Annotated in this window: 17 protein-coding genes; 6 read left to right on the top strand and 11 right to left on the bottom strand. The window is 55.2% G+C overall.

The features are described from left to right. Nucleotides 1–295: 295 nt before the first annotated feature. Together IPN69_15470 and IPN69_15465 are read right to left on the bottom strand one after the other, a co-directional pair. The gene (locus tag IPN69_15470; GenBank protein MBK8812112.1) at nucleotides 296–1,561 is read right to left on the bottom strand and encodes a matrixin family metalloprotease; all 1,266 of its coding nucleotides are present in this window, start codon (nucleotides 1,559–1,561) and stop codon (nucleotides 296–298) included. 45 nt (nucleotides 1,562–1,606) lie between these two features. After that, nucleotides 1,607–1,861: a hypothetical protein gene (locus IPN69_15465; protein MBK8812111.1), complete on the bottom strand. Its 255-nt coding sequence runs from the start codon at nucleotides 1,859–1,861 to the stop codon at nucleotides 1,607–1,609. Nucleotides 1,862–1,871: 10 nt separating this feature from the next. Here IPN69_15465 and IPN69_15460 point away from each other — a divergent pair, with 10 nt between their 5' ends. Then, the gene (locus IPN69_15460; protein MBK8812110.1) at nucleotides 1,872–2,192 is read left to right on the top strand and encodes a hypothetical protein; all 321 of its coding nucleotides are present in this window, start codon (nucleotides 1,872–1,874) and stop codon (nucleotides 2,190–2,192) included. Here IPN69_15460 and IPN69_15455 read toward each other — a convergent pair. From IPN69_15455 to IPN69_15425, 7 genes are all read right to left on the bottom strand, one after another. After that, complete coding sequence (locus tag IPN69_15455; GenBank protein MBK8812109.1) at nucleotides 2,189–2,695, bottom strand: GTP-binding protein; 507 nt, start codon at nucleotides 2,693–2,695, stop codon at nucleotides 2,189–2,191. The two genes, IPN69_15460 and IPN69_15455, sit on opposite strands and share 4 nt — an antisense overlap. After that, nucleotides 2,692–4,368: an OmpA family protein gene (locus IPN69_15450; protein ID MBK8812108.1), complete on the bottom strand. Its 1,677-nt coding sequence runs from the start codon at nucleotides 4,366–4,368 to the stop codon at nucleotides 2,692–2,694. The genes IPN69_15455 and IPN69_15450 overlap by 4 nt, the downstream gene beginning before the upstream one ends. 107 nt (nucleotides 4,369–4,475) lie before the next feature. Continuing rightward, complete coding sequence (locus tag IPN69_15445) at nucleotides 4,476–5,030, bottom strand: hypothetical protein (protein MBK8812107.1); 555 nt, start codon at nucleotides 5,028–5,030, stop codon at nucleotides 4,476–4,478. Then, on the bottom strand, nucleotides 5,027–6,976 hold the full coding sequence (locus tag IPN69_15440) for a response regulator (GenBank protein ID MBK8812106.1): 1,950 nt from the start codon (nucleotides 6,974–6,976) through the stop codon (nucleotides 5,027–5,029). Before IPN69_15440 ends, IPN69_15445 begins: the two co-directional genes overlap by 4 nt. A gap of 735 nt (nucleotides 6,977–7,711) precedes the next feature. Further along, complete coding sequence (locus IPN69_15435) at nucleotides 7,712–9,076, bottom strand: sigma-54-dependent Fis family transcriptional regulator (protein ID MBK8812105.1); 1,365 nt, start codon at nucleotides 9,074–9,076, stop codon at nucleotides 7,712–7,714. A gap of 23 nt (nucleotides 9,077–9,099) precedes the next feature. Further along, nucleotides 9,100–10,062, bottom strand: a complete 963-nt coding sequence (locus IPN69_15430; protein MBK8812104.1) for a hypothetical protein — start codon at nucleotides 10,060–10,062, stop codon at nucleotides 9,100–9,102. A 318-nt stretch (nucleotides 10,063–10,380) separates the two neighbouring features. Next, nucleotides 10,381–10,701, bottom strand: coding sequence for a hypothetical protein (locus IPN69_15425; protein ID MBK8812103.1), 321 nt, complete (start codon nucleotides 10,699–10,701; stop codon nucleotides 10,381–10,383). A gap of 1,157 nt (nucleotides 10,702–11,858) precedes the next feature. Between IPN69_15425 and IPN69_15420 the strand changes: the two genes are divergently transcribed. Then, the gene (locus IPN69_15420) at nucleotides 11,859–12,521 is read left to right on the top strand and encodes a hypothetical protein (protein MBK8812102.1); all 663 of its coding nucleotides are present in this window, start codon (nucleotides 11,859–11,861) and stop codon (nucleotides 12,519–12,521) included. On the opposite strand, the gene IPN69_15415 is transcribed toward IPN69_15420, so the two are convergent. Together IPN69_15415 and nadB are read right to left on the bottom strand one after the other, a co-directional pair. Next, a complete protein-coding gene (locus IPN69_15415; protein MBK8812101.1) occupies nucleotides 12,481–12,804 on the bottom strand; it encodes a hypothetical protein in 324 nt (107 codons plus the stop codon). The genes IPN69_15420 and IPN69_15415 overlap by 41 nt on opposite strands. Then, complete coding sequence (gene nadB / locus IPN69_15410; protein ID MBK8812100.1) at nucleotides 12,767–14,332, bottom strand: L-aspartate oxidase; 1,566 nt, start codon at nucleotides 14,330–14,332, stop codon at nucleotides 12,767–12,769. Before nadB ends, IPN69_15415 begins: the two co-directional genes overlap by 38 nt. Before the next feature lie 281 nt (nucleotides 14,333–14,613). On the opposite strand from nadB, the gene IPN69_15405 reads away from it, so the two are divergent. The 4 genes from IPN69_15405 (at nucleotide 14,614) to IPN69_15390 (ending at nucleotide 18,739) form a co-directional block, all read left to right on the top strand. Continuing rightward, complete coding sequence (locus IPN69_15405) at nucleotides 14,614–15,120, top strand: dTDP-4-dehydrorhamnose 3,5-epimerase family protein (GenBank protein ID MBK8812099.1); 507 nt, start codon at nucleotides 14,614–14,616, stop codon at nucleotides 15,118–15,120. Between the two features lie 95 nt (nucleotides 15,121–15,215). Further along, nucleotides 15,216–15,662 (top strand): hypothetical protein, encoded by a 447-nt coding sequence (locus IPN69_15400; protein MBK8812098.1) that lies wholly within the window; start codon nucleotides 15,216–15,218, stop codon nucleotides 15,660–15,662. Next, complete coding sequence (locus IPN69_15395; protein MBK8812097.1) at nucleotides 15,659–16,867, top strand: glycosyltransferase; 1,209 nt, start codon at nucleotides 15,659–15,661, stop codon at nucleotides 16,865–16,867. Before IPN69_15400 ends, IPN69_15395 begins: the two co-directional genes overlap by 4 nt. Nucleotides 16,868–16,933: 66 nt before the next feature. Next, on the top strand, nucleotides 16,934–18,739 hold the full coding sequence (locus tag IPN69_15390) for a hypothetical protein (GenBank protein MBK8812096.1): 1,806 nt from the start codon (nucleotides 16,934–16,936) through the stop codon (nucleotides 18,737–18,739). Nucleotides 18,740–18,745 lie beyond the last annotated feature (6 nt).

Raw genomic sequence — 18,745 nt, 5'->3', positions numbered from 1 at the left:
GCCGACGTACCGAACATCGCAACGGCTGCCGCGAGCCCGAGCATCACACACACCGTGACCAAGGATTTCATTCCGGATCCGATGCCGCTCCATTCCATTTTTGTAGTTCTGACCCTTCTCATATTTAGCTTCTCCTTTTCTGCTAACTTCCGTCCTGCGCCGCTTCGAACCCCGAAAAAACTCAAAGCTCGTCCCTGCCTGTTCAAACGAGAATCTCGACCGAACAGGGTCACTCACCGCTGATTGTTCTTAAGGGAATTGATCGAATCGGACGCCGCGCGCCCGATTCTGCCTGCTATTGCTCGTCCTCGCAAGGCGAGTAGAAAGAGAAGTACTCGTAACCGGTCGAAATGACGCGCGTCGCCCCTTTCCAGACGCCGATCGAGTACTTCAGGTCGTGCTCGCCGCATTCAAGCTCAAGTTCGTCATAGGGCATAAAGACCTTGAACTGCTTGAACGCCGCCCGTTGATATTGCGGAGTGAACTTGGAAAACACCGCAACCTTGCCGTTTGCCGAGAAAAACTGCTTGTTCGTGTCGACCAACGCCGCGCCGTCGGCTTCGTAGAAATAGATGGCGATCGTCAGTTCCTGTTTCAGAGCGTTGTTGACGTCAAAATCAAGGATGAAACCCATTCCGTCAATTTCCTCCGTTTTGTCGGTAGCCTCGAAATCGATTTCCAGGTTTTTGATCAGAACTTCCGGCAGCAGTCCCGTCGGCTGCGGCTTCGGATCGACTTTTCCGGTGTTCGTCGGCAGCGGCCGGTTGCCGTTGAATGGGTAGAGGGTCGCGACAACGGCTTTGTCGCCCTCTGAAAGTTCCGAGTTCCACGCTACGCCGCGATTGTTCTTCGTCAGTGCAGGATCGACCGGATAGTGCATTATCGACAGCCGGTCATAATCGCCGTTGGTGATGTCAGTCCCGGGACCATAACGTTTGAGAACCTGCGATCGGACCCGATCCGGATCCCAGCCGCTCGTCCGAAAATAGTATTCGAAGACCTTTTCTTCGTCATAAATGATGTCGCCGTTGCCGTTCTGATGTTCGTGGTGCAGTCCGATCGCGTGCCCGAATTCGTGCAGCGCCTTGCGCTTGAATTCCGCTTCCGGGGTGTTGGCATTGAAGGTTCCATAGTTCATCGAAGGTCCGTCGGTTCCAGGTGCCGACCGGTACTCGTTCCCCACCTTAACCATCGATATCCTCTCGGAATCGCGACCGAAAAACGACCAGGCGGCGCCGGGCTGGAAAGCAAAACTGATGCGGATCTCGGCCGGGCCCGAATCGACAAACACGAAATCGAGATTGGCGTACTGTTCCCAGATCTGGGAATACTGAACGATCTTCGCCTTCCAGACGGCGGGTCCGTCGAGAAAGCGGACACGAAGCGTTTGACCCGGAAGCCATTTCTTCGAGCGCTGAAAAACGGCTCCCTTGACGCCTTCGGGGCGCTTGGGCTCCTCTTTCAGAAAGTCCGACAGGCACGGCTCGACGCCGTTGGTCTGTGCCAATACCGGGCTCGAAAGACAGATAAAACAAATGGCGACAATGATTCTTGCAAGCATGATCGATCTCCTTTTCACTTGACGGCGGGACACTCGTCCGTTGTCCTACTTTCGCGCTTCTTCGCGTTCAACCAGTCGATTGACGGCGGCGACGATCTGATCGCTGATCTCCCGATCGGTAAACACTGACATTACATCTGCATTGAACATTTCGGCGATCGCCTTCCGTGTTTTGCGTTTCATCGATCCGCGAGCGCCGAAGCGTTTAATAACCTCCTTGCGTTGCGACCGGGTCTTTTCAAAGCTCATGATCGGATAGATCACGATATCCATTTCGACCTGCATGTTCTTGACGAACATTTTTGTCTCTTTGGAACTCAGCCGTTTGTCAGCGCGGCGGCTCGTGCCCGAACTAAACGACTTCGCCGACGATTCTACCGGAGCCGCGACGAATACGGTCGCCAATAAAAGAAAGGCCAATACCGAGCCGACGATCCTCTTCGTTATGCTATTTGAAAACTCGTTCATCATCATTCCTCCAAAAACTGTCTTCTGCGACACCGTATCTCATCGACCTCAGGCAATTGGCCGGGTACAAAACGAAACAGCCCGTGTCACTTCGAGAAACGAGATTATTCCCGAAATCGGAACATCGATCGGTATTTTCTTTCCGTCACTGATTGAAACTTAGCCGTTGTCGGCGGCAAGCATTCTTTCGGCAAGTTTTTGAAAGGCTTCTTCGACACGCTCGCCGGATTTGGCGCTGGTCCGGAACATTTTCCAACCATAGTTCATCATCTGTTCGAGTTCGGTCGGAAGAATGTCGAATTGTTCGGTGAGGTCGTTCTTGTTGAAGAGCACGATGAACGGCAACGGCCCGACTTCGCGTTCGACCATCTGCTGGATCGAAAATGCGGTGACGAAGGTTTCGTGACGCGTCAGATCGACGACGATGAAATAGCCGGACGCGCCGCGCAGGAACGACGGTCGGATCTTGAACTCGGCGTCTTCGCCCTGCAGATCCCAAAGCAGCAGGTTGACGCCGTCATCTCCCACGGTAACCGACTTCTTGTCGATCTTGACACCGATCGTCGAATGATATTTTTCCGAGTAAATGCTCTGCACGAAGCGCCGCACAAGACTCGTTTTTCCGACGCCCGTCGCGCCGAGCATACATATCTTTTTCTGGATCATTTTTCTTCCAAAAAGACCTTGAACCGCACGCCGCATTCGCCGGCATCACCGCTCGCGCCGGCACCAACAGCCTTGAAACCGGATCCGGCCGACTTTAGTATCTCAGAGCGCGAAAACAGCTCCGCCAAGATCTTATCGGCCCGCGCCTGGCTGATCTCGGCGTTGATCTCGTCCGTTCCGCTCGGATCGGCAACGCCCTGTATCTCGACCCGAAATCCGCGCCCGGACACCTTGGACACGCGGGAAAGATCTTCAAAATCCGCAGTCAGCGAGGCGACGATCTGTGCGTCACGGTCAAGGAAGTTCGTCGTGCCGCACGCAAACCTTATTTTTTCGGATTCGATCGTCCTCTTCAACGAATCGAATCCGACCTGAAAGGACTTGACCCCGTTCAACGCCGGCGCGATCTTGCGCGAATCGACGAACCACTGTCGCGGCGCGTCGCCGTCGGCGTAGACGATGCCGTTCTCATACGTGAGCGTAACGCCTGCCGGCGGCACAAGCAAGCGGCGCGCTCGCTCGATGACGTACGCCGGCGACACGTCCTGGAATGGTTTCCAGTTTTGCTCGACATCGTCGGCATCCAGTTTGAATTCGGCGCGGATCGCGTCCGGGTCGGCTGCTAACTCGTCGCGCAATCCGGAGATCGAATGGGTGAAAAATCCGCGTTCCGCTTCGGCGACGACAAATCCCGGCTCGGTCTTCAAACGCGACACGAATCCCGACCAACGCCAGGAATCGCGAACCCAGAAGAACCCGACGACCAAAACGACCAGCAGCAAGAGCCCGGCGAGCGCGTTGAACGGCGTGAAAACTCCTTTCGTTTCAATTTCCGCAGTTCCCAGCTGAAACCGCAAACAGCGTTCGAGGATCGGGCGCGAGCGTTCGAACTCGGCGGCGTCGCCTTTGAAATCGTGAAATTCACCGTCGAACTCGAACTGAACCTCTTCGATCGTTTCGAGCAGCGTTTCACGAAGCGTCAGCGGCGCGTTGCCGCGTATGACCGCCGCGAGTATCGCGTCCGGACCGTATTCGATCCAAACCGAAAGATCCCGAACCTTGAGAGCGTCGAGCGTTGCGTCCTCCTGCGCTTTGAACGAATCGTGAACGAAATCCTGGATCGCCGTCAGCATCGCCGAAACCATATCGCCGTCTTCGGTCGCCGTCGGGTCGATAGAAACGTGCTGCAGCAAAATTCCTGTGTCTTTGTGGATCAGGAAGACCTGCTCGACGCGGTACAAAAGCGTATTGAGCATCACGACCTCGCCGAACGGCTTGCCGGTTCGCATCGCTTCAAGCCGCCATTTCATCCCTTGCGGCGAAAAACTGTGCTCAAGCGTTTGATTGAGCGACTGAACCATTTGGCTCAGCGCTTCGGCGATCGCCTTGCGGACCGCCGGACCGATGATCGGAAAGATCGCCTCGGCAAGGATTCGCGGATTCCGCTTCGCCGAAACCTTGATGTTCTCCTCGACTATCGGAAGCGTCGCTTCGGTGAGTTTGCGATCGCGCCGCGCGCTCTTTCTGAGCGCCGACGGCAACACTTCGCTGACGCTTTCGGACTGAACGAGTATTCTTCGAAGCTCAGCGAGCCCGGTTTCCGGATTTCCAACTTCCGAAGACAACTCGGACGTTTCGGGAACATCATTGGGGTTGTCGATGGTTGGAAGCATCGGATTTGGGATTTGGGATTTGGGATTTGGGATTTTGCGTTCGAGGTGCAGAGATGTCTTTCTGAATCCTCAAATCCGCAATCACAGATCCCAAATCCCAAATCGAATTAGTCGGTCTCCGGGAGACTGAAATCGTTCGTCAGGCGCATTGCCATCTCGGTGAACAATTCCGCGAGCGCCGTGCGGTCGGCCTTGTCGTCGCGAATCTCGGACGACTCGCGGTCGAGTGTCGCAAGCATTTCGCTATGGCGCTTCTGAATGTCCTCCGAAAGATTCTTTGATTGCGTCAGAAGTTGCTGGCGCAGGTCGCTTTCCGATTTGGCAGCCTGTTCGTTGATCGTCGTGACCTTTTTGTCGAGGTTGTGCGACATATCCCGAAGCCCGTCCGAAAGGACCTTTACGGCGTCGGTCCGCGAATTCTGTTCCGATGCGAGCCGGTCGGTCAGTGACTTGACCTCGCTCTTCATATAGTCTTCGAGAGCATCGAGTTTTTTCCTTGTTTCATCGCGCATATCCGAGATCTCCTTTGAAAGGCGCTCTTCCATTCGCGCAAAACGCCGTTCAAAATCGCGCGACTGCGATCCGAACAGAATATCTCTGATCTTGTCGATGTTTCCGTCTTCGGGTTGTTCCGCACCGGTCTTCTTCTTTTCGGGTTTCATAACTTCTCTCGTAACAGTTCTCTTAGTTTATTGAATTCGCGGCCAAGGGTTGCCGCAGCCTCTGAAAGATCGCCTGCCGAATCGACCGATCGCTCGAGGTCGAGGCAACACGCCACGATTGATGAAAGCCCGACGTTTGCGCTGCTTCCCTTCAAGGCGTGGGCGCGGCGTTTCACCGTCTGCAGGTCGCCAACTGCGACGGCGGACTCGATCTTCGCGATCTCTTCTACGGCAAACCGGAAATAGGTTTGAAAGATCTCCGACACAAAATCCTTCTCGCCGCGGGCTTCGATCGACGAGAAGTTCGCCAGGACTTCGGGGGTAACGTGGCTTGCTAGCAAATGGTGAATCAAATTCGAATCCAAGTCAAGATTTGGCGACCTGTAATGATCCGCAAAATGCGTTTCAAACATCATTGAAAGGGCGTTCGGTGTCAACGGTTTGCAGAGAAAGTCGTCCATCCCGGCGCGCAGACAGTTTTCACGCTCGATCTCTTCGGCGTGCGCCGAGAGCGCGATGATCTTGGTCGACCGGTTCGGGCCGTCCGACCGGCGAATCAACTCGGTTGCGGCGTAGCCGTCGATCTCCGGCATCTGGCAATCCATCAGGATCAGGTCAAACGCGCGCTTGCCCGCAAGTTCAACCGCAGCGGCACCATCCGCCGCCACCGTTACGCTGCATCCGGCCTGTTCAAGCATCTTACGGATGATCTCCGAACTGATCGGGTGATCTTCGGCAAGAAGGACGCTGAAGTTCGCCGTCGGACTTTCGGATATATGTATGCTCTGGTTCGAACCCGGTTCAGATGTCCTCGTGAGCCGCACGTTGAACCAAAACCTCGAACCTTCGCCGGGAACGCTTTCGACGCCGATACTGCCGTTCATCATTTCAACCAGTTCGCGCGAAATGGCGAGTCCAAGCCCCGTTCCTCCGAAGCGACGGGTCGTTGAAATGTCTCCTTGAGTGAAAGGTTGAAACAGCGCCGAGAGTTGCTCGCTGCCGATTCCGATGCCGGTATCGATGACTTCGAAACATACCTCGTCGCCTTGCGGGTCGGCCCGCCGGACCGTCAGCGTGACACTGCCCTGATGCGTGAATTTAAGCGCGTTGCTGATCAGATTGCTCAGGATCTGCCGCAAACGCCCGGAATCGCCGCGAAACGAACCTTCGATCCCCGGATCGATCGCGGCGGTCAGCGAAAGTCCTTTCGCTTCGGCACTCGAGGAATAAAGCGTGAGCGTTTCGTCGATCAGCGCACGCAGGTCGAAACTAACCAAATGCAGTTTCAGTTTTCCGGCTTCGATCTTGGAAAAATCAAGAATGTCGTTGACGATTTCGAGCAACGAACCGATGCTCTGTTTGAGCAGTTCGACGAGATTGGTCTGTTCCGGGCTGAGGTCGGTTTCCGCGAGTAGGTTCGCCGTGCCGACAATGCCGCTTAAGGGCGTGCGAATCTCGTGGCTGATATTCGCCAGGAAGGCGGCTTTGGTCCGTGCGGCCTCAACCGCGGCATCGCGCGCGTCCGCTACCGCCCGTTCGATCTCGCGCCGTTGCGTGACATCCTGAAAACTAACGACGGCTCCGTCGATCCGTTCGCCGTCGATGATCGGCGTGCATAGAAATTCGACGAGAAGTTCGGAACCGTCCGCGCGGACAAAAACACCGTCGAGCATATGCGAGGCCGCGCCTTCTGAAAGCGCGAATTGAATCGGACAGTCCGCGGCGAGTTCTTCGGAAACGCTTTTGTCAGTATTGAAGAAGGCGATATCGTACGGACGGCCGACAATGTCCCCGGCGTGTGAACCGAGCATCTTCAACGCCGATCGGTTTGCGAAAACGACGTTTCGCGACGCGTCGATGATCGCGACTCCTTCAAGCAGCGACTCAAGAATGAGATCATTTGAAGCCTCAACGCTGGCAAGAAGTTTTCCGATGGCCTGGTTCATTGTTTCGTTTACAATAGCCGTTTCAGCCTTGAATTGTAAACAAAAACGACGGAACAATCCTTTGTTCCGTCGCCTTGAAGCGGTTGATCGCAATCTCGTGCGAATAATCGCACCAGAGTTTGGCCGATCCAGCGAAGTGGTGAATTCAGCTTCGGTTTAAGACCACGGCACGCTTCGAAAAGCGCCGCGCGCTGCTTCAGCGAAGACGGAATCAGACGCAACGGGGCCACGAATTCACGCAGCCCCGTTGGTTGAAACACACGCTAAACTCCGGGCATCGCTACGCGATTCGGGCTTGAAGTTGGATTCAGATTCGGATTAGGGAAGGCGGCCCGTCAAAAAAAAGATGCTCAGCCCCGAAGGGTCCTGACGGGGCTGAGCTCCTGCGGACCCTATGGGCTACCCCCGTCCCCATATCGCCGCATTCCGCAGCTTGGTTCCGCGGACGCGTCAACGCCACGGAACCGCAAATTCCAAAGAACATTTCAATTTGAAAGCAACAACGGCGCCCCCGTCCTGGAATTTCTCTGCCCCCAAAAAAAATCTTCAGATGGAAGCGCCGTTTGTCGGTATTGATTAATACAAGACTTGTGCCAAAACAGTCCGCAAATTCGCAGGAAAGCTAAATGAAGTGTTTACAATGCTTTGCGATCGCAGGTCAGCCGAACCTCAGGTCACTGGTTTTGAATGCCCGACATTTTGTCTGGCATTCTAGACATACAGACTGACATTCCGTCAGCTATGAGCGTCGTACTCGGCAAGTTTCCGATACAACGTCCGCGACGTTATGCCGAGAATGACCGCAGCGCGCTCGCGATGTCCGCCGGTGATCTCGAGGACTTTCAGGATATGCCGCTTTTCGAGTTCTGCGAGCGGTATCGGTGACTCGGGCGTCCCGGAACTCGAATCTGAAGCCTCGAATCCTGCCGATTTCATCACCGCGACGTCGTCGATCAGATCGTCGCGTGAAAGCGCGGCCGAGCGTTCGAGCGCGTTGCGAAGCTCGCGGATGTTCCCGGGCCAGTCCTGATGCATAATCTGCCGGATCGCATTCGGGGAAAACGAAAGATGGGGACGATTGAAGCGCAGTCGCAGTTTGGCAACGAAATGATCGATCAGCGCCGGCAGATCTTCACGCCGATCGCGGAGCGCCGGAAGATTGAACGAAACGACGTTCAATCGATAAAAGAGATCCATCCGGAAGTTGCCCTTGCGAACCTCGGCCGCGAGATCTTTGTTGGTCGCGGCAATGACCCGCGCCGAGGCTCGTTTGTCGCGGGTCGCTCCGACCGGTCGGAAGTTGCCGTTCTCGAGAAAATGCAGAAGCTTGACCTGCATCTGCAGCGGCATCTCGCCGATTTCGTCGAGAAAGAGCGTCGAACCGTCGGCGGCTTCGACGAGTCCGGTTTTGGCCGCCATCGCGCCCGTGAAAGACCCTTTTTCGTGACCGAAGAACTCGGATTCGAAGAGATGTTCGGGCAATGCGCCGCAGTTGACCGAGATCAAAGGCAGATCGGCACGGGGACTCCGCGAATGGATCCAGCGTGCAAGGACGTCCTTGCCGGTTCCCGATTCGCCGGTGATGAGGATCGTCGTGTCGAGTTTTGCGACCGTTTCGGCCTGACCGAAGATCACGTTCATCAACGGACTTTGATGCACCGGCTCGACCGTCAAATCCTCGTTTTGACGGCGAACCGCGAGCCGAAACCGTTCGTTTTCCCTGATCAACCGACGCTTTTCGAAGGCCTTGCGGATAAGCGCCTCGACCTGATGCGGATTGGCCGGTTTGGTGACGTAGTCGTACGCTCCGCGGCGCATCGCCTCAATGCCCGTCTCAAGCGAAACATCGGCTGTCAGCATTATCACTTCCGGCGGATTTTCGCCGCGCCTGACGGTCGGAAGAAGTTCGATGCCTGAAGCGTCCGGCAAATTGACATCAAGAAGAACAACATCGAATTCGTCCTCGCGAATCCGTTCGAGCAGCGCCTTGGCGTCCTCAGCCGATGAAAACTCGAGGTCGTCCGCGGCGATCTGTGCAGGCAAAAGCCGACGCAGCACCGGATCATCATCGGCGAGGAGTATTTTGATCGTTTGGGTCATCTATTCGGTTGAGGGGGGTACGGTCATTTGACCAAAAGCGGCTGCAAAACATCGGCCGAAAGCAGTTTCTGCAATTTCGCCGTCAGTCTCGGACGCAATTCGGCGGCCTGTTCGGGACCGAATTCGGTTTCAAGCCCTCGTTCGATCTCATCCGGTTGCTTGTCGCGGAACAGGCCTTCAAGAATATGAAGGTCGAGGTCGTCAAACTCGGCGATCCCCAACGCATTCGTCATATTCGCACCGAAAACGCGGGTCTGCGCGAGGTCGAAGATCCAATCCGCGGCCTTCTCAAGCGGATCGGCGTCCGGGAATCGCGCCTTGATCAGTTCGAAGATCCGCTCGCGACCCTCGACATTCATCAACAACGCGAGGAAGAACCGCTGTTCCGGGTTCGCGACCAAGCTCCGTTTATGGACTATGGAATCGAGGCGCCGTTGGTATTCAAAGACCTTGCGCAAGACGTCGGCGTGCGCGCCGTGGCGCTTCCCGACGATCTCCATAAAAACATCGAACTTCGACTCCGAGCGGCCGAGCTTGAAAATCTCGTCCATCTGATTCGATTTCAGATAGTTCCTGATATTGAGCAGGATCAAATAGGACGTAAACAGGTCCGATCCGGCGAGCAGATCCGAAACGAGTCCGTCAGCCTCGGGACGTTCCAAACGGATCATCGTCGAGATCAGCTGGAGTTTCTTGATCAGATTCGGCTCCTGATAGAACGGGTCGACCGCCACGTGCGGCTTGCGGTAATCGAACTGCGGAAGATGGTTCTGAGTTTGGTGCGTCCGAATGACGATCGTGACCGACGGATGGTCAAGATGGAAGAGTGAGTGAATATAAGCGGCACCGGGGACGATCTCCTGAATATCGCCGACCTTGAGCAACTCGCAAACCTTGAGACGTATGTCGCCGATCTCCATACACTGGTTGATCGTCTCCAGACGCTCGAACTCGTACCAGCTATGAATGCTTGACCCCTCAAGCACCTGGAAGGCACCGCAAAAGCGTGCTGATGCGTCGCAGTCGTGCCTTCGAGCCAGAAATAGGCGTCTATGTAGAATCTGGTTCCGTTATAAATGGTTATCGGCGGCTGGCCGAACGATGCCGGCAGATCTTGCTGCAGCGGCAGAACATCCTGTTTGAGCGCCCATTCGACAATTTGCCAAGGCGTTATCCTTTCCGGAAAGCGCGCTTCGCAAAGCGCCGCGGAACAGATCCCCGGGAAGGCGTCGTCGTTGTAGTTCTGATCACACCAGAGGCGCTCGATTCGCGCCCCGACCTCGTCGAATTCTTTCATAAACCAGTTAAAACGTCGGCGGTGACGGCACTTCAAGCGGCGGTTCGTCTTCGGGTATCCGGTCCAGGTAACTGAAGATCAGGTAAACGACCAGAATGCTGAACGCGATCGCCGCAAGATTGACGACGATCGAATAGGTTTCATAAATGTCCTCGTTCCACCCGAACGCGGCGATTCCAATCCCGAAAAACAAGCCGATCACGAGACCGCAAACGAGCTGCGTCCCGATGAACGCGCCGGCGCAAATGAACGCCCACAAGATCCCGTTGCGCCCGCTGTCATTTGCTTTCTTATATCCGAACCAAGCTGCCAGAATCGCCAGTAACATAGTTGGTACTCCTAAGTTTACATTTATTTTGCCTAATGCCTTATGTCCCAACGGCTTTCAAACTCGGGATAGGGCAAGATTCTTTTGTATTTCGTCGTTAATCTGGTATATTTTGCGCAATTCTTTTCAAATTTCAAACACAAAATGGAGTACAGATGAATTCAAACGCAGGTACGATCGAGGACGTTGCAGGAATCCCCCACGCCGAGAAGCATCCAAAAGGGCTTGTTGTGCTGTTCGCCACCGAAATGTGGGAGCGCTTCAGTTTCTATTCGATGCTCGCGCTTTTTACGCTTTATCTTCGCGATCCGACCGACGGTTTCGGATGGACCGCGTCACAAGCGACTTCGCTTTATTCAAATTACTTGATGTTCGTCTATGCGAGTCCGCTGATCGGCGGCTTCATTGCGGACAAATTCACCGGTTATCGCAAAGCGGTGATGATCGGCGGATTCTTCTTTATGGCGGGGCACGGCCTGCTTTCGATTCCGGCGATCTGGGCCGTTTATCTCGCGCTCACCTGTTTGGTAATCGGAAACGGATTCTTCAAGCCGAACGTCTCGACGATGGTCGGCAATCTCTACCCCGAAGGCAGTCATCTGAAAGACCGCGCCTATAATATTTTTTATTTCGGCATCAACGTCGGCGCGTTCATCGCACCGATCGTGATGGAGTTCGTACGCCAGTTTTGGGGCTTCCATCCGGCATTTGCCGTCGCCGCGTTCGGGATGATCATCTCGGTCGGCATTCTTTGGAAGTTCAAGAGCCACGTGATGGCCGCGGACAATGCGCACGGCAACGGCGACCAGACGGCCGACTCGGCCGCGACCGCAACCGACGCTCCGCCGCACGGAGTCAGCGACCAAGCGCCGCGAAATGCTTCGCAAATGGCGTCGGACCTGATGAACACGGTCTCCGACGGAAAACGGATTACGGCGCTGATCGTGATCTTCCTGATCGTCATCGTCTTCTGGATGGTCTTCCACCAAAACGGTTCGACGTTGACGTATTTCGCCGACGACAACACCGATTGGAACGTGACCGGCACGATCTCAAACTCGATCAACGCCTTCTGGGTTCTGACACTTACGTTCCCTCTGGTATGGTTCTGGGGATTCCTCGACCGCCGCGGCAAGGAGCCTTCGACCCCAACGAAGATGGCGATCGGAATGACCTTGACCGGACTCTCGTTCCTGGTGCTCTATTTCGGCGCGTCGATCGGCGAGAATATGACCAAGTCGGCGGATCAGTTGGCTGCCGGCGAATTTCGGGTCAATGAGCGCGTGATCACGAATCTTGCCGCCGCGGGCGTTTCGAAGGACGTTCTCGACAAGATCGTCGCGGCGAAGGACGCCGAAGGCAAACCGCTGATCTACGGCAAGAAGTTCGCGGCGAAAACGGACGAGGCGACCAAGGTCAAAACCTCGGGTGAAAACCAGTTGATCGCCGCGATCAACACGGTCGCGCCGGGTCAGGGAGACGCGAACAAGGCCGCGATCCTGCAAAACGCATACTTGTTCCGGGTCTCGCCGTTTTGGCTGGTCTTTGCCTATATGATCGTGACGCTTGGTGAACTGATGCTCTCGCCGATGGGATTGTCGCTCGTTTCCAAAGTCGCACCGATCAGTAAACGCGGGCTTCTGATGGGCGGATGGTTCGTCGCGACGGCGATCGGCAACAAACTGACGCAGATCGGCATTTTCTGGGACATCTGGCTGCAATCGTCGTTCTTTCTCGTGCTCGCGGGAATGGCGCTGTTTATGGCCGTCGTTCTGTTCCTTATCCTGAAACCGCTGAAAAGAGCGATGCCGGGAGTGTAGAAAAAAGGCAAAGGGAAAAAGGGAAGAGGATAAGGTCGTAATCGTATCCTCTTCCCTTTTTCCCTTTGCCTTTTTCCCTTTTTGCCTTTTTCCCTTTGCCTTTTTCCCTTTGCCTTTTTCCCTTTGCCTTTTTCCCTTTGCCTTTTTCCCTTTGCCTTTTTCCCTTTGCCTTTTTCCCTTTTCCCTTTTTCCCTTTGCCTTTTTCCCTTTGCCTTTTTCCCTTTGCCTTTTGCCTTTTCCCTTTTTCAAAAACTGATCTTCTCGCTTGACCCGATCTCCGCACCGAGTTTCTGCACGGAATGCACCTTCCATTTGTCTTCGCGATCCGGGAAATCCGTCCGATAGTGTCCGCCGCGTGATTCTTCGCGCCAGAGCGCGGCGCGCGCGATCAGCGTCGCAAGGGTGACGAAATTCAATGATGCGGTCGAGAGATTTGCGCTCCGGATCTGTTCGAACTCAGTCAATGCGCGTTCGAGAGACTCGCGATCCCGCAATATGCCGACTCGCTCCCACATCACGCGTTTGACGCGTTTTTTGACCGCTGTCATAACGCCGACCGACTGTTCGCTGACCGGACCGACGGCGTGTCCGGTGATCTTGCCTTCAAATTCCGCGAGATCGATCGAATCGACGAGTGCCGCAGCGCCCGCGCGGGCGCCGAAAACAAGTCCCTCAAGCAACGAGTTCGAGGCCAAACGGTTCGCGCCGTGGACGCCCGTGCAGGTGACCTCGCCGGCGGCGTACAGCCCGGGGATCGTCGAACGCCCGTGCAGATCGGTCCGAATCCCGCCCATACAGTAATGCGAGGCAGGCGAAACTGGCAGCTGATCCTTGGCGATATTCAAACCGTAAGTCTTGCAAGTCTCATAGATCTTCGGGAATCTCTCGCTCAAAAAATCCTCGCTCAAAGCCGTCATATCGAGAAAGACACTGCGTGTTCCGGTTCGCCTCATCTCGGCGACGATCGAACGCGAAACGATGTCGCGCGGCGCAAGTTCGAGCCGCTCGTCGTATCTTCCCATAAAGCGCTCGCCTGCCTTGTTGCGAAGGATCCCGCCCTCGCCGCGCATCGCTTCGCTGAGCAAAAATCGCGGCGCGCCCTCGATGCTGAGCGCCGTTGGATGAAACTGGACAAACTCCATATCGGCCATCTCGGCACCGGCGAAATACGCCATTGCCATTCCGTCGCCGGTCGCGACGGCCGGATTCGTCGTGTGCTGGAACAGTTGTCCGGCGCCGCCGGTGCATAGAATAACGGCTTTTGCGTATAACTCGCGGGGCGCCCGCAGAATCGGATCGAGGAAGCGGACACCGACGCAGCGTCCGTCAGCGACGAGCAATTCCTCGGTGTTTGCGAACGGCGTCAGAGTGATGGACTTTTCGGCTTTTGAACGCGCGATCAGCGCGCGGACGATCTCTTTGCCGGTCGAATCGCCGTGTGCGTGCAGAATCCGCCGGCGTGAATGGGCCGCTTCCTGTGTAAAGACGAGTTTTCCGGCTTCGCGGTCAAATTCGGTGCCCCAATCGATGAGTTGCTTGATGTAGAGCGTTCCTTCGGAAACCAGCGTCTCAACGGCCTCTTCGTCACAAAGTCCGGCGCCGGCGATGAGAGTGTCATCTTCGTGGAGTTCGGCGTTGTCGTCGTCTGAGAGAACGACCGCGACGCCGCCCTGTGCATATTCGGTGTTGGATTCGCTCGCCTTGTCCTTCGTGAGGACCGAAACGTGAGCGCCCGAACCCGCAAGTTCGATGGCCGCACGCAACCCCGCAACTCCGCTCCCGATCACGACAAAGTCGGTTTCCAAAGACATCAACTGCAATTTAACAGATAATCCGCCGAACAGAAAGTTGACAAGATAACGGAACGCGCTCGCGCCGAATGCTCGCCGGCGCTTGATTCGGTACCATTCATTTTCGCGAAATTGCAGGGGTCAACGCGAAGTAATCTCTTCTCTTTCGATCGCTTTGCGTCACTTTGCGGTTTCAAATCATACGATTTTCCTGAGCCTGAATCGGCCGTTCGAAAAGGACCCTTTTGCAAAAATCGTGCAATTGTGGGAGTTTGATAATTGAATTCAATCGACTGACCAAAATGACACAGACAGAACTCGAACGATCAGATTTTATCAAAGGGAAGATTAACGACGTCGTCGTTTATCCGTTGCGCAAGTTCGTCGACGACCGCGGCTGGCTTGCAGAGCTTTTTCGGCACGACGAGCTCGCCGAGGAGTTTTATCCGACGATGGCGTACATTTCGGTGACCGAACCGGGGATTCAACGCGGCCCGCACGAGCACGTCGATCAAGCCGATCTTTTCTGCTTTATCGGTTCCGGGAATTTTATGCTGCGAATGTGGGACAATCGCGAGGAGTCTTCGACATTTCGATTTGTGATGACGCTGTTTGTCGGGGCCGACAATCCGACCGCCGTCATTGTGCCGAAGGGCGTCGTGCACGCTTACAAGAACATCAGCCGAACCGAAAAGGGCGTCGTCATCAACTGCCCGAACCAGCTTTATATGGGCGAAGGGAAGAAGGAACCGATCGACGAGATCCGTCACGAGGACGATCCCGATACGATTTTCACGATGGCGGTTTAGTTCGATTTGTGAATCGGGATTTCGGATTTCGGATCGAAGCGCCGGGCTTGTTCCGATTATCCGGGAGGTTCGGATTCTAGAATCGAACATCCGTTTTGGCCGACAACGCTTTTCCCGCACAAGCGTCGGCCGTTTGCCGGTCCGGTGAGAGCCGGATTCGCGAACGGCCAGTCGGCCAATCGATTTTGGGATTTGGGATTTGGGATCTTTGGATTTGGGATTTGGGATATTTGGGATTTGGGATTTGGGATTTGGGATCTTTGGATTTGGGATTTGGGATCTTTGGATTTGGGATTTGGGATTTGGGATTTGGGATTTGGGATTTGGGATTTGGGATTTGGGATCTTTGGATTTGGGATTTGGGATATTTGGGATTTGGGATATTTGGGATTTGGGATTTTGGGATCTTTGGATTTGGGATTTGGGATATTTGGGATCTTTGGATTTGGGATTTGGAATATTTGGAATTTGGAATTTGGAATTTGGAATTTGGAATGTCGAATCTCACAATGGAATCTGGAATCTTAATCTTGCATAAATGAAAGTGGTTCGTATCATCGCGCGTCTCAACGTCGGAGGGCCGGCGCGCCACGTCATTTGGCTGACAAAGGCACTTGACGACGAGGAGTTTCGTTCGGTCCTGCTCACCGGAACGGTTCCCGAAGGCGAAGAGGATATGAGCTATTTCGCCGCCGAAAACTCCGTCGATCCGGTTTACATTCCTGAAATGAGCCGTGAATTGTCGCCCAAAGACGTCGTTTCTCTTTGGAAGGTCTTTGCGCGGTTACGGCGCGAGAAACCCGACATCATCCACACCCATACCGCCAAAGCCGGATCCGTCGGGCGAGTCGCCGGATTTCTTTATCGCTGGCTTCTGTGGAAGGACGTCAAGATCGTCCATACCTTTCACGGGCACGTGTTTCACAGCTATTACGGAAAACTGAAAACGTCGGTTTTTCTGTTGATCGAGAGAGTTCTCGCGCGCGTCGCGACGGACCGGATCGTCGTCATCAGCGAACGCCAGCGAGCCGAGATCTGCGAGGATTTCGGCGTCGGACGCGCCGAACAATTCGCCGTCATCCCGCTCGGAATCGAACTTACACAGTTTTCAGCGGCCGAATCCAAACTAGATTTATTGCGTCAAGAGATCGGCGCTGCCGACGACGAGATCCTCGTCGGATTCGTCGGGCGACTGACCGGGATCAAGAATATCCCGATGTTGCTTGCCGCGGCGGCCAAGGTAAGCCCCGACAAACGTCTGCGTTTCGTGATCATCGGCGACGGCCATTTGCGTTCCGAACTCGAAGAATTAACTCGCGAACTCGGCATCGGATCGACGGTGACGTTTCTCGGGAACCGCAACGACAGCGGCACGTTCTACGCCGGGCTCGATCTCGTCGCCCTTTGTTCGCTGAACGAAGGCACGCCGCTGACGCTGATCGAGGCAATGGCAAACGGCAAGCCTTTCATCTCGACCGAGGTCGGCGGCGTCGGCGATCTCGCCGGGAAATTGGTCGGGCAGTTCACGGATTTCGCCGTTTGTGAACGCGGCGTCACGGTCAAATCGGGCGACGTTGACGGTTTCGTCGCAGGACTTGAGTATTTGGCCGGGAACATCAAGCTGCAAATCGAGACCGGAGCCCGCGGAAAACGATTTGTCGAGGAAAATTACTCGCGCGAGCGGCTGGTCTCGGACATTCGCGAACTTTACCGGGAATTAACTGCCGGCGAACGACGAACTGCTTGATTTTGATAGGTTATTGTTTTGTAATAGTCTGAAGATTTCCTCGTATCCGGATTTAGTTGAACCCTAATGTTCGATTCATCTCTCTATCCGTTCCTTGTCGGTGCCATTAGCTTCGCGCTTTCCGTCGGCACGACCTTCGCCGTCCGCGAACTCGCGCGGCGTTACGGATTCGTCGCGAAACCGAAAGCCGACCGTTGGCACAAAAAGCCGACCGCGATGATGGGCGGCGTGGCGATCTTTTTGACGACCATTATAATTTACGCGTTCTTTGTCCCGCATACGCGCGAGTCGCTGGTTATCGTCGGGGCCAGTTCGCTGCTGTTTCTTGTCGGTCTGCTGGATGATCTGCTCAACATCAAGCCCTATCAGAAGCTATTCGGACAGGTCATCGGAACCGCGATATTGGTCGGTTTCGGGCTGCGTTTGCCGTGGACCGGCTACGAGATCGTCGACATCTGGATCACCGTCATCTGGGTCATCGGCATCACGAACGCCATCAACCTGCTCGATAATATGGACGGCCTTGCGGCCGGGATCTCGGCGATCGCGGCGTTCTCGCTCGCGCTCGGGTTCAGCGCCGGCGGCCAACTCGACGAATTGCTGCTGGTTGCCGTCTTCATCGGTGCGCTGATCGGTTTTCTGGCTTTCAACTTCAACCCGGCGTCGATCTTTATGGGCGACTGCGGATCGATGTTCGTCGGCTTTCTGCTCGCGAGTTCAGTGTTGATGAACCAGGTCGGAGGGCGGTCACGCGGCGTCCTGACGATCCTGGCGGTGCCGGCGCTGATCCTTTTCGTACCGATCTTTGACACGACGTTCGTCACCATTCTGCGCAAGCTCTGGGGACGAAAGGCCTCGCAGGGCGGACGCGATCACACCTCGCACCGGCTTGTCGCGCTTGGTCTCTCCGAGCGTTCGGCGGTCCTGATGCTCTACGGGTTCGCGATCGTCGCCGGCGCGATCGCTTTGGCGGTGCGCGAACTTCAAACGACGCAAAGCATCGCGCTGATCGCCGCATTCACGATCGTGTTGACGATCGTCGGCGTCTATCTCGCCAAGGTCAAAGTTTACGAAGAGCAGGACGAAGAACTGGCGCTTCAAACCGGCGCGGCGTTCGGATTCTTGCTCAATATATCGCACAAACGGCGTATATTCGAGATCCTTCTTGACGCGATCTTGATCACGCTTTCGTATTACGTCTCATACGTGCTGCTTTTCGGCCAGTTGGAAGAAGGCGGAAACTGGGACTTGTTCGTCAAAACGCTTCCGATTCTGATCTCGCTCAAGCTTTTCGCGTTTCTCGCGGTCGGAGTTTATCGCGGACTTTGGCGCTACACGGGGCTTCGCGACTTCTTCACTTTCTTCCGCGGAAATATTTATGGTTCGATCCTCAGTATTTTGCTGATTCTGTTGATTTTTCGTTTCGAGAATTTTTCCCGCGCCGTGTTCGTTGTCGACGCGTTGGTGATGTTCTTTGCGCTTGCGGGTTCGCGCATCGCGTTCAGGCTGTTCAGACAAATGCTGCCGATGCCGTTCTCGGAAGACGGGCGCAACGTCCTGATCTACGGCGCGGGCGATGGCGGAGAGATGATTCTCCGCGAGCTTCAAAACAACCGCGAATGGGAATATAGACCGGTCGGATTCCTCGATGACGATCCGCTCAAAAAAGGCAAGATCATCAACGGCTTGAAGGTATACGGGGGCTATGAATCGCTCGATCAAATTTGCCGGGAGAACGACATTCAGGAGATTCTGGTGTCGTTCCGGGCACTGTCGCCGGAGCGCATCCGCGAAGTCCGTGCAATCTGTCAGGAGGCGAACGTCGCGCTCAACCGAGCGATGATCAGGATCGAGCCGCTCGACTTCGATTAATCTTCA

Source organism: Acidobacteriota bacterium (assembly GCA_016715115.1).
Classification (GTDB): domain Bacteria; phylum Acidobacteriota; class Blastocatellia; order Pyrinomonadales; family Pyrinomonadaceae; genus JAFDVJ01.
This window is presented reverse-complemented; position numbering and strand designations above follow the sequence as displayed.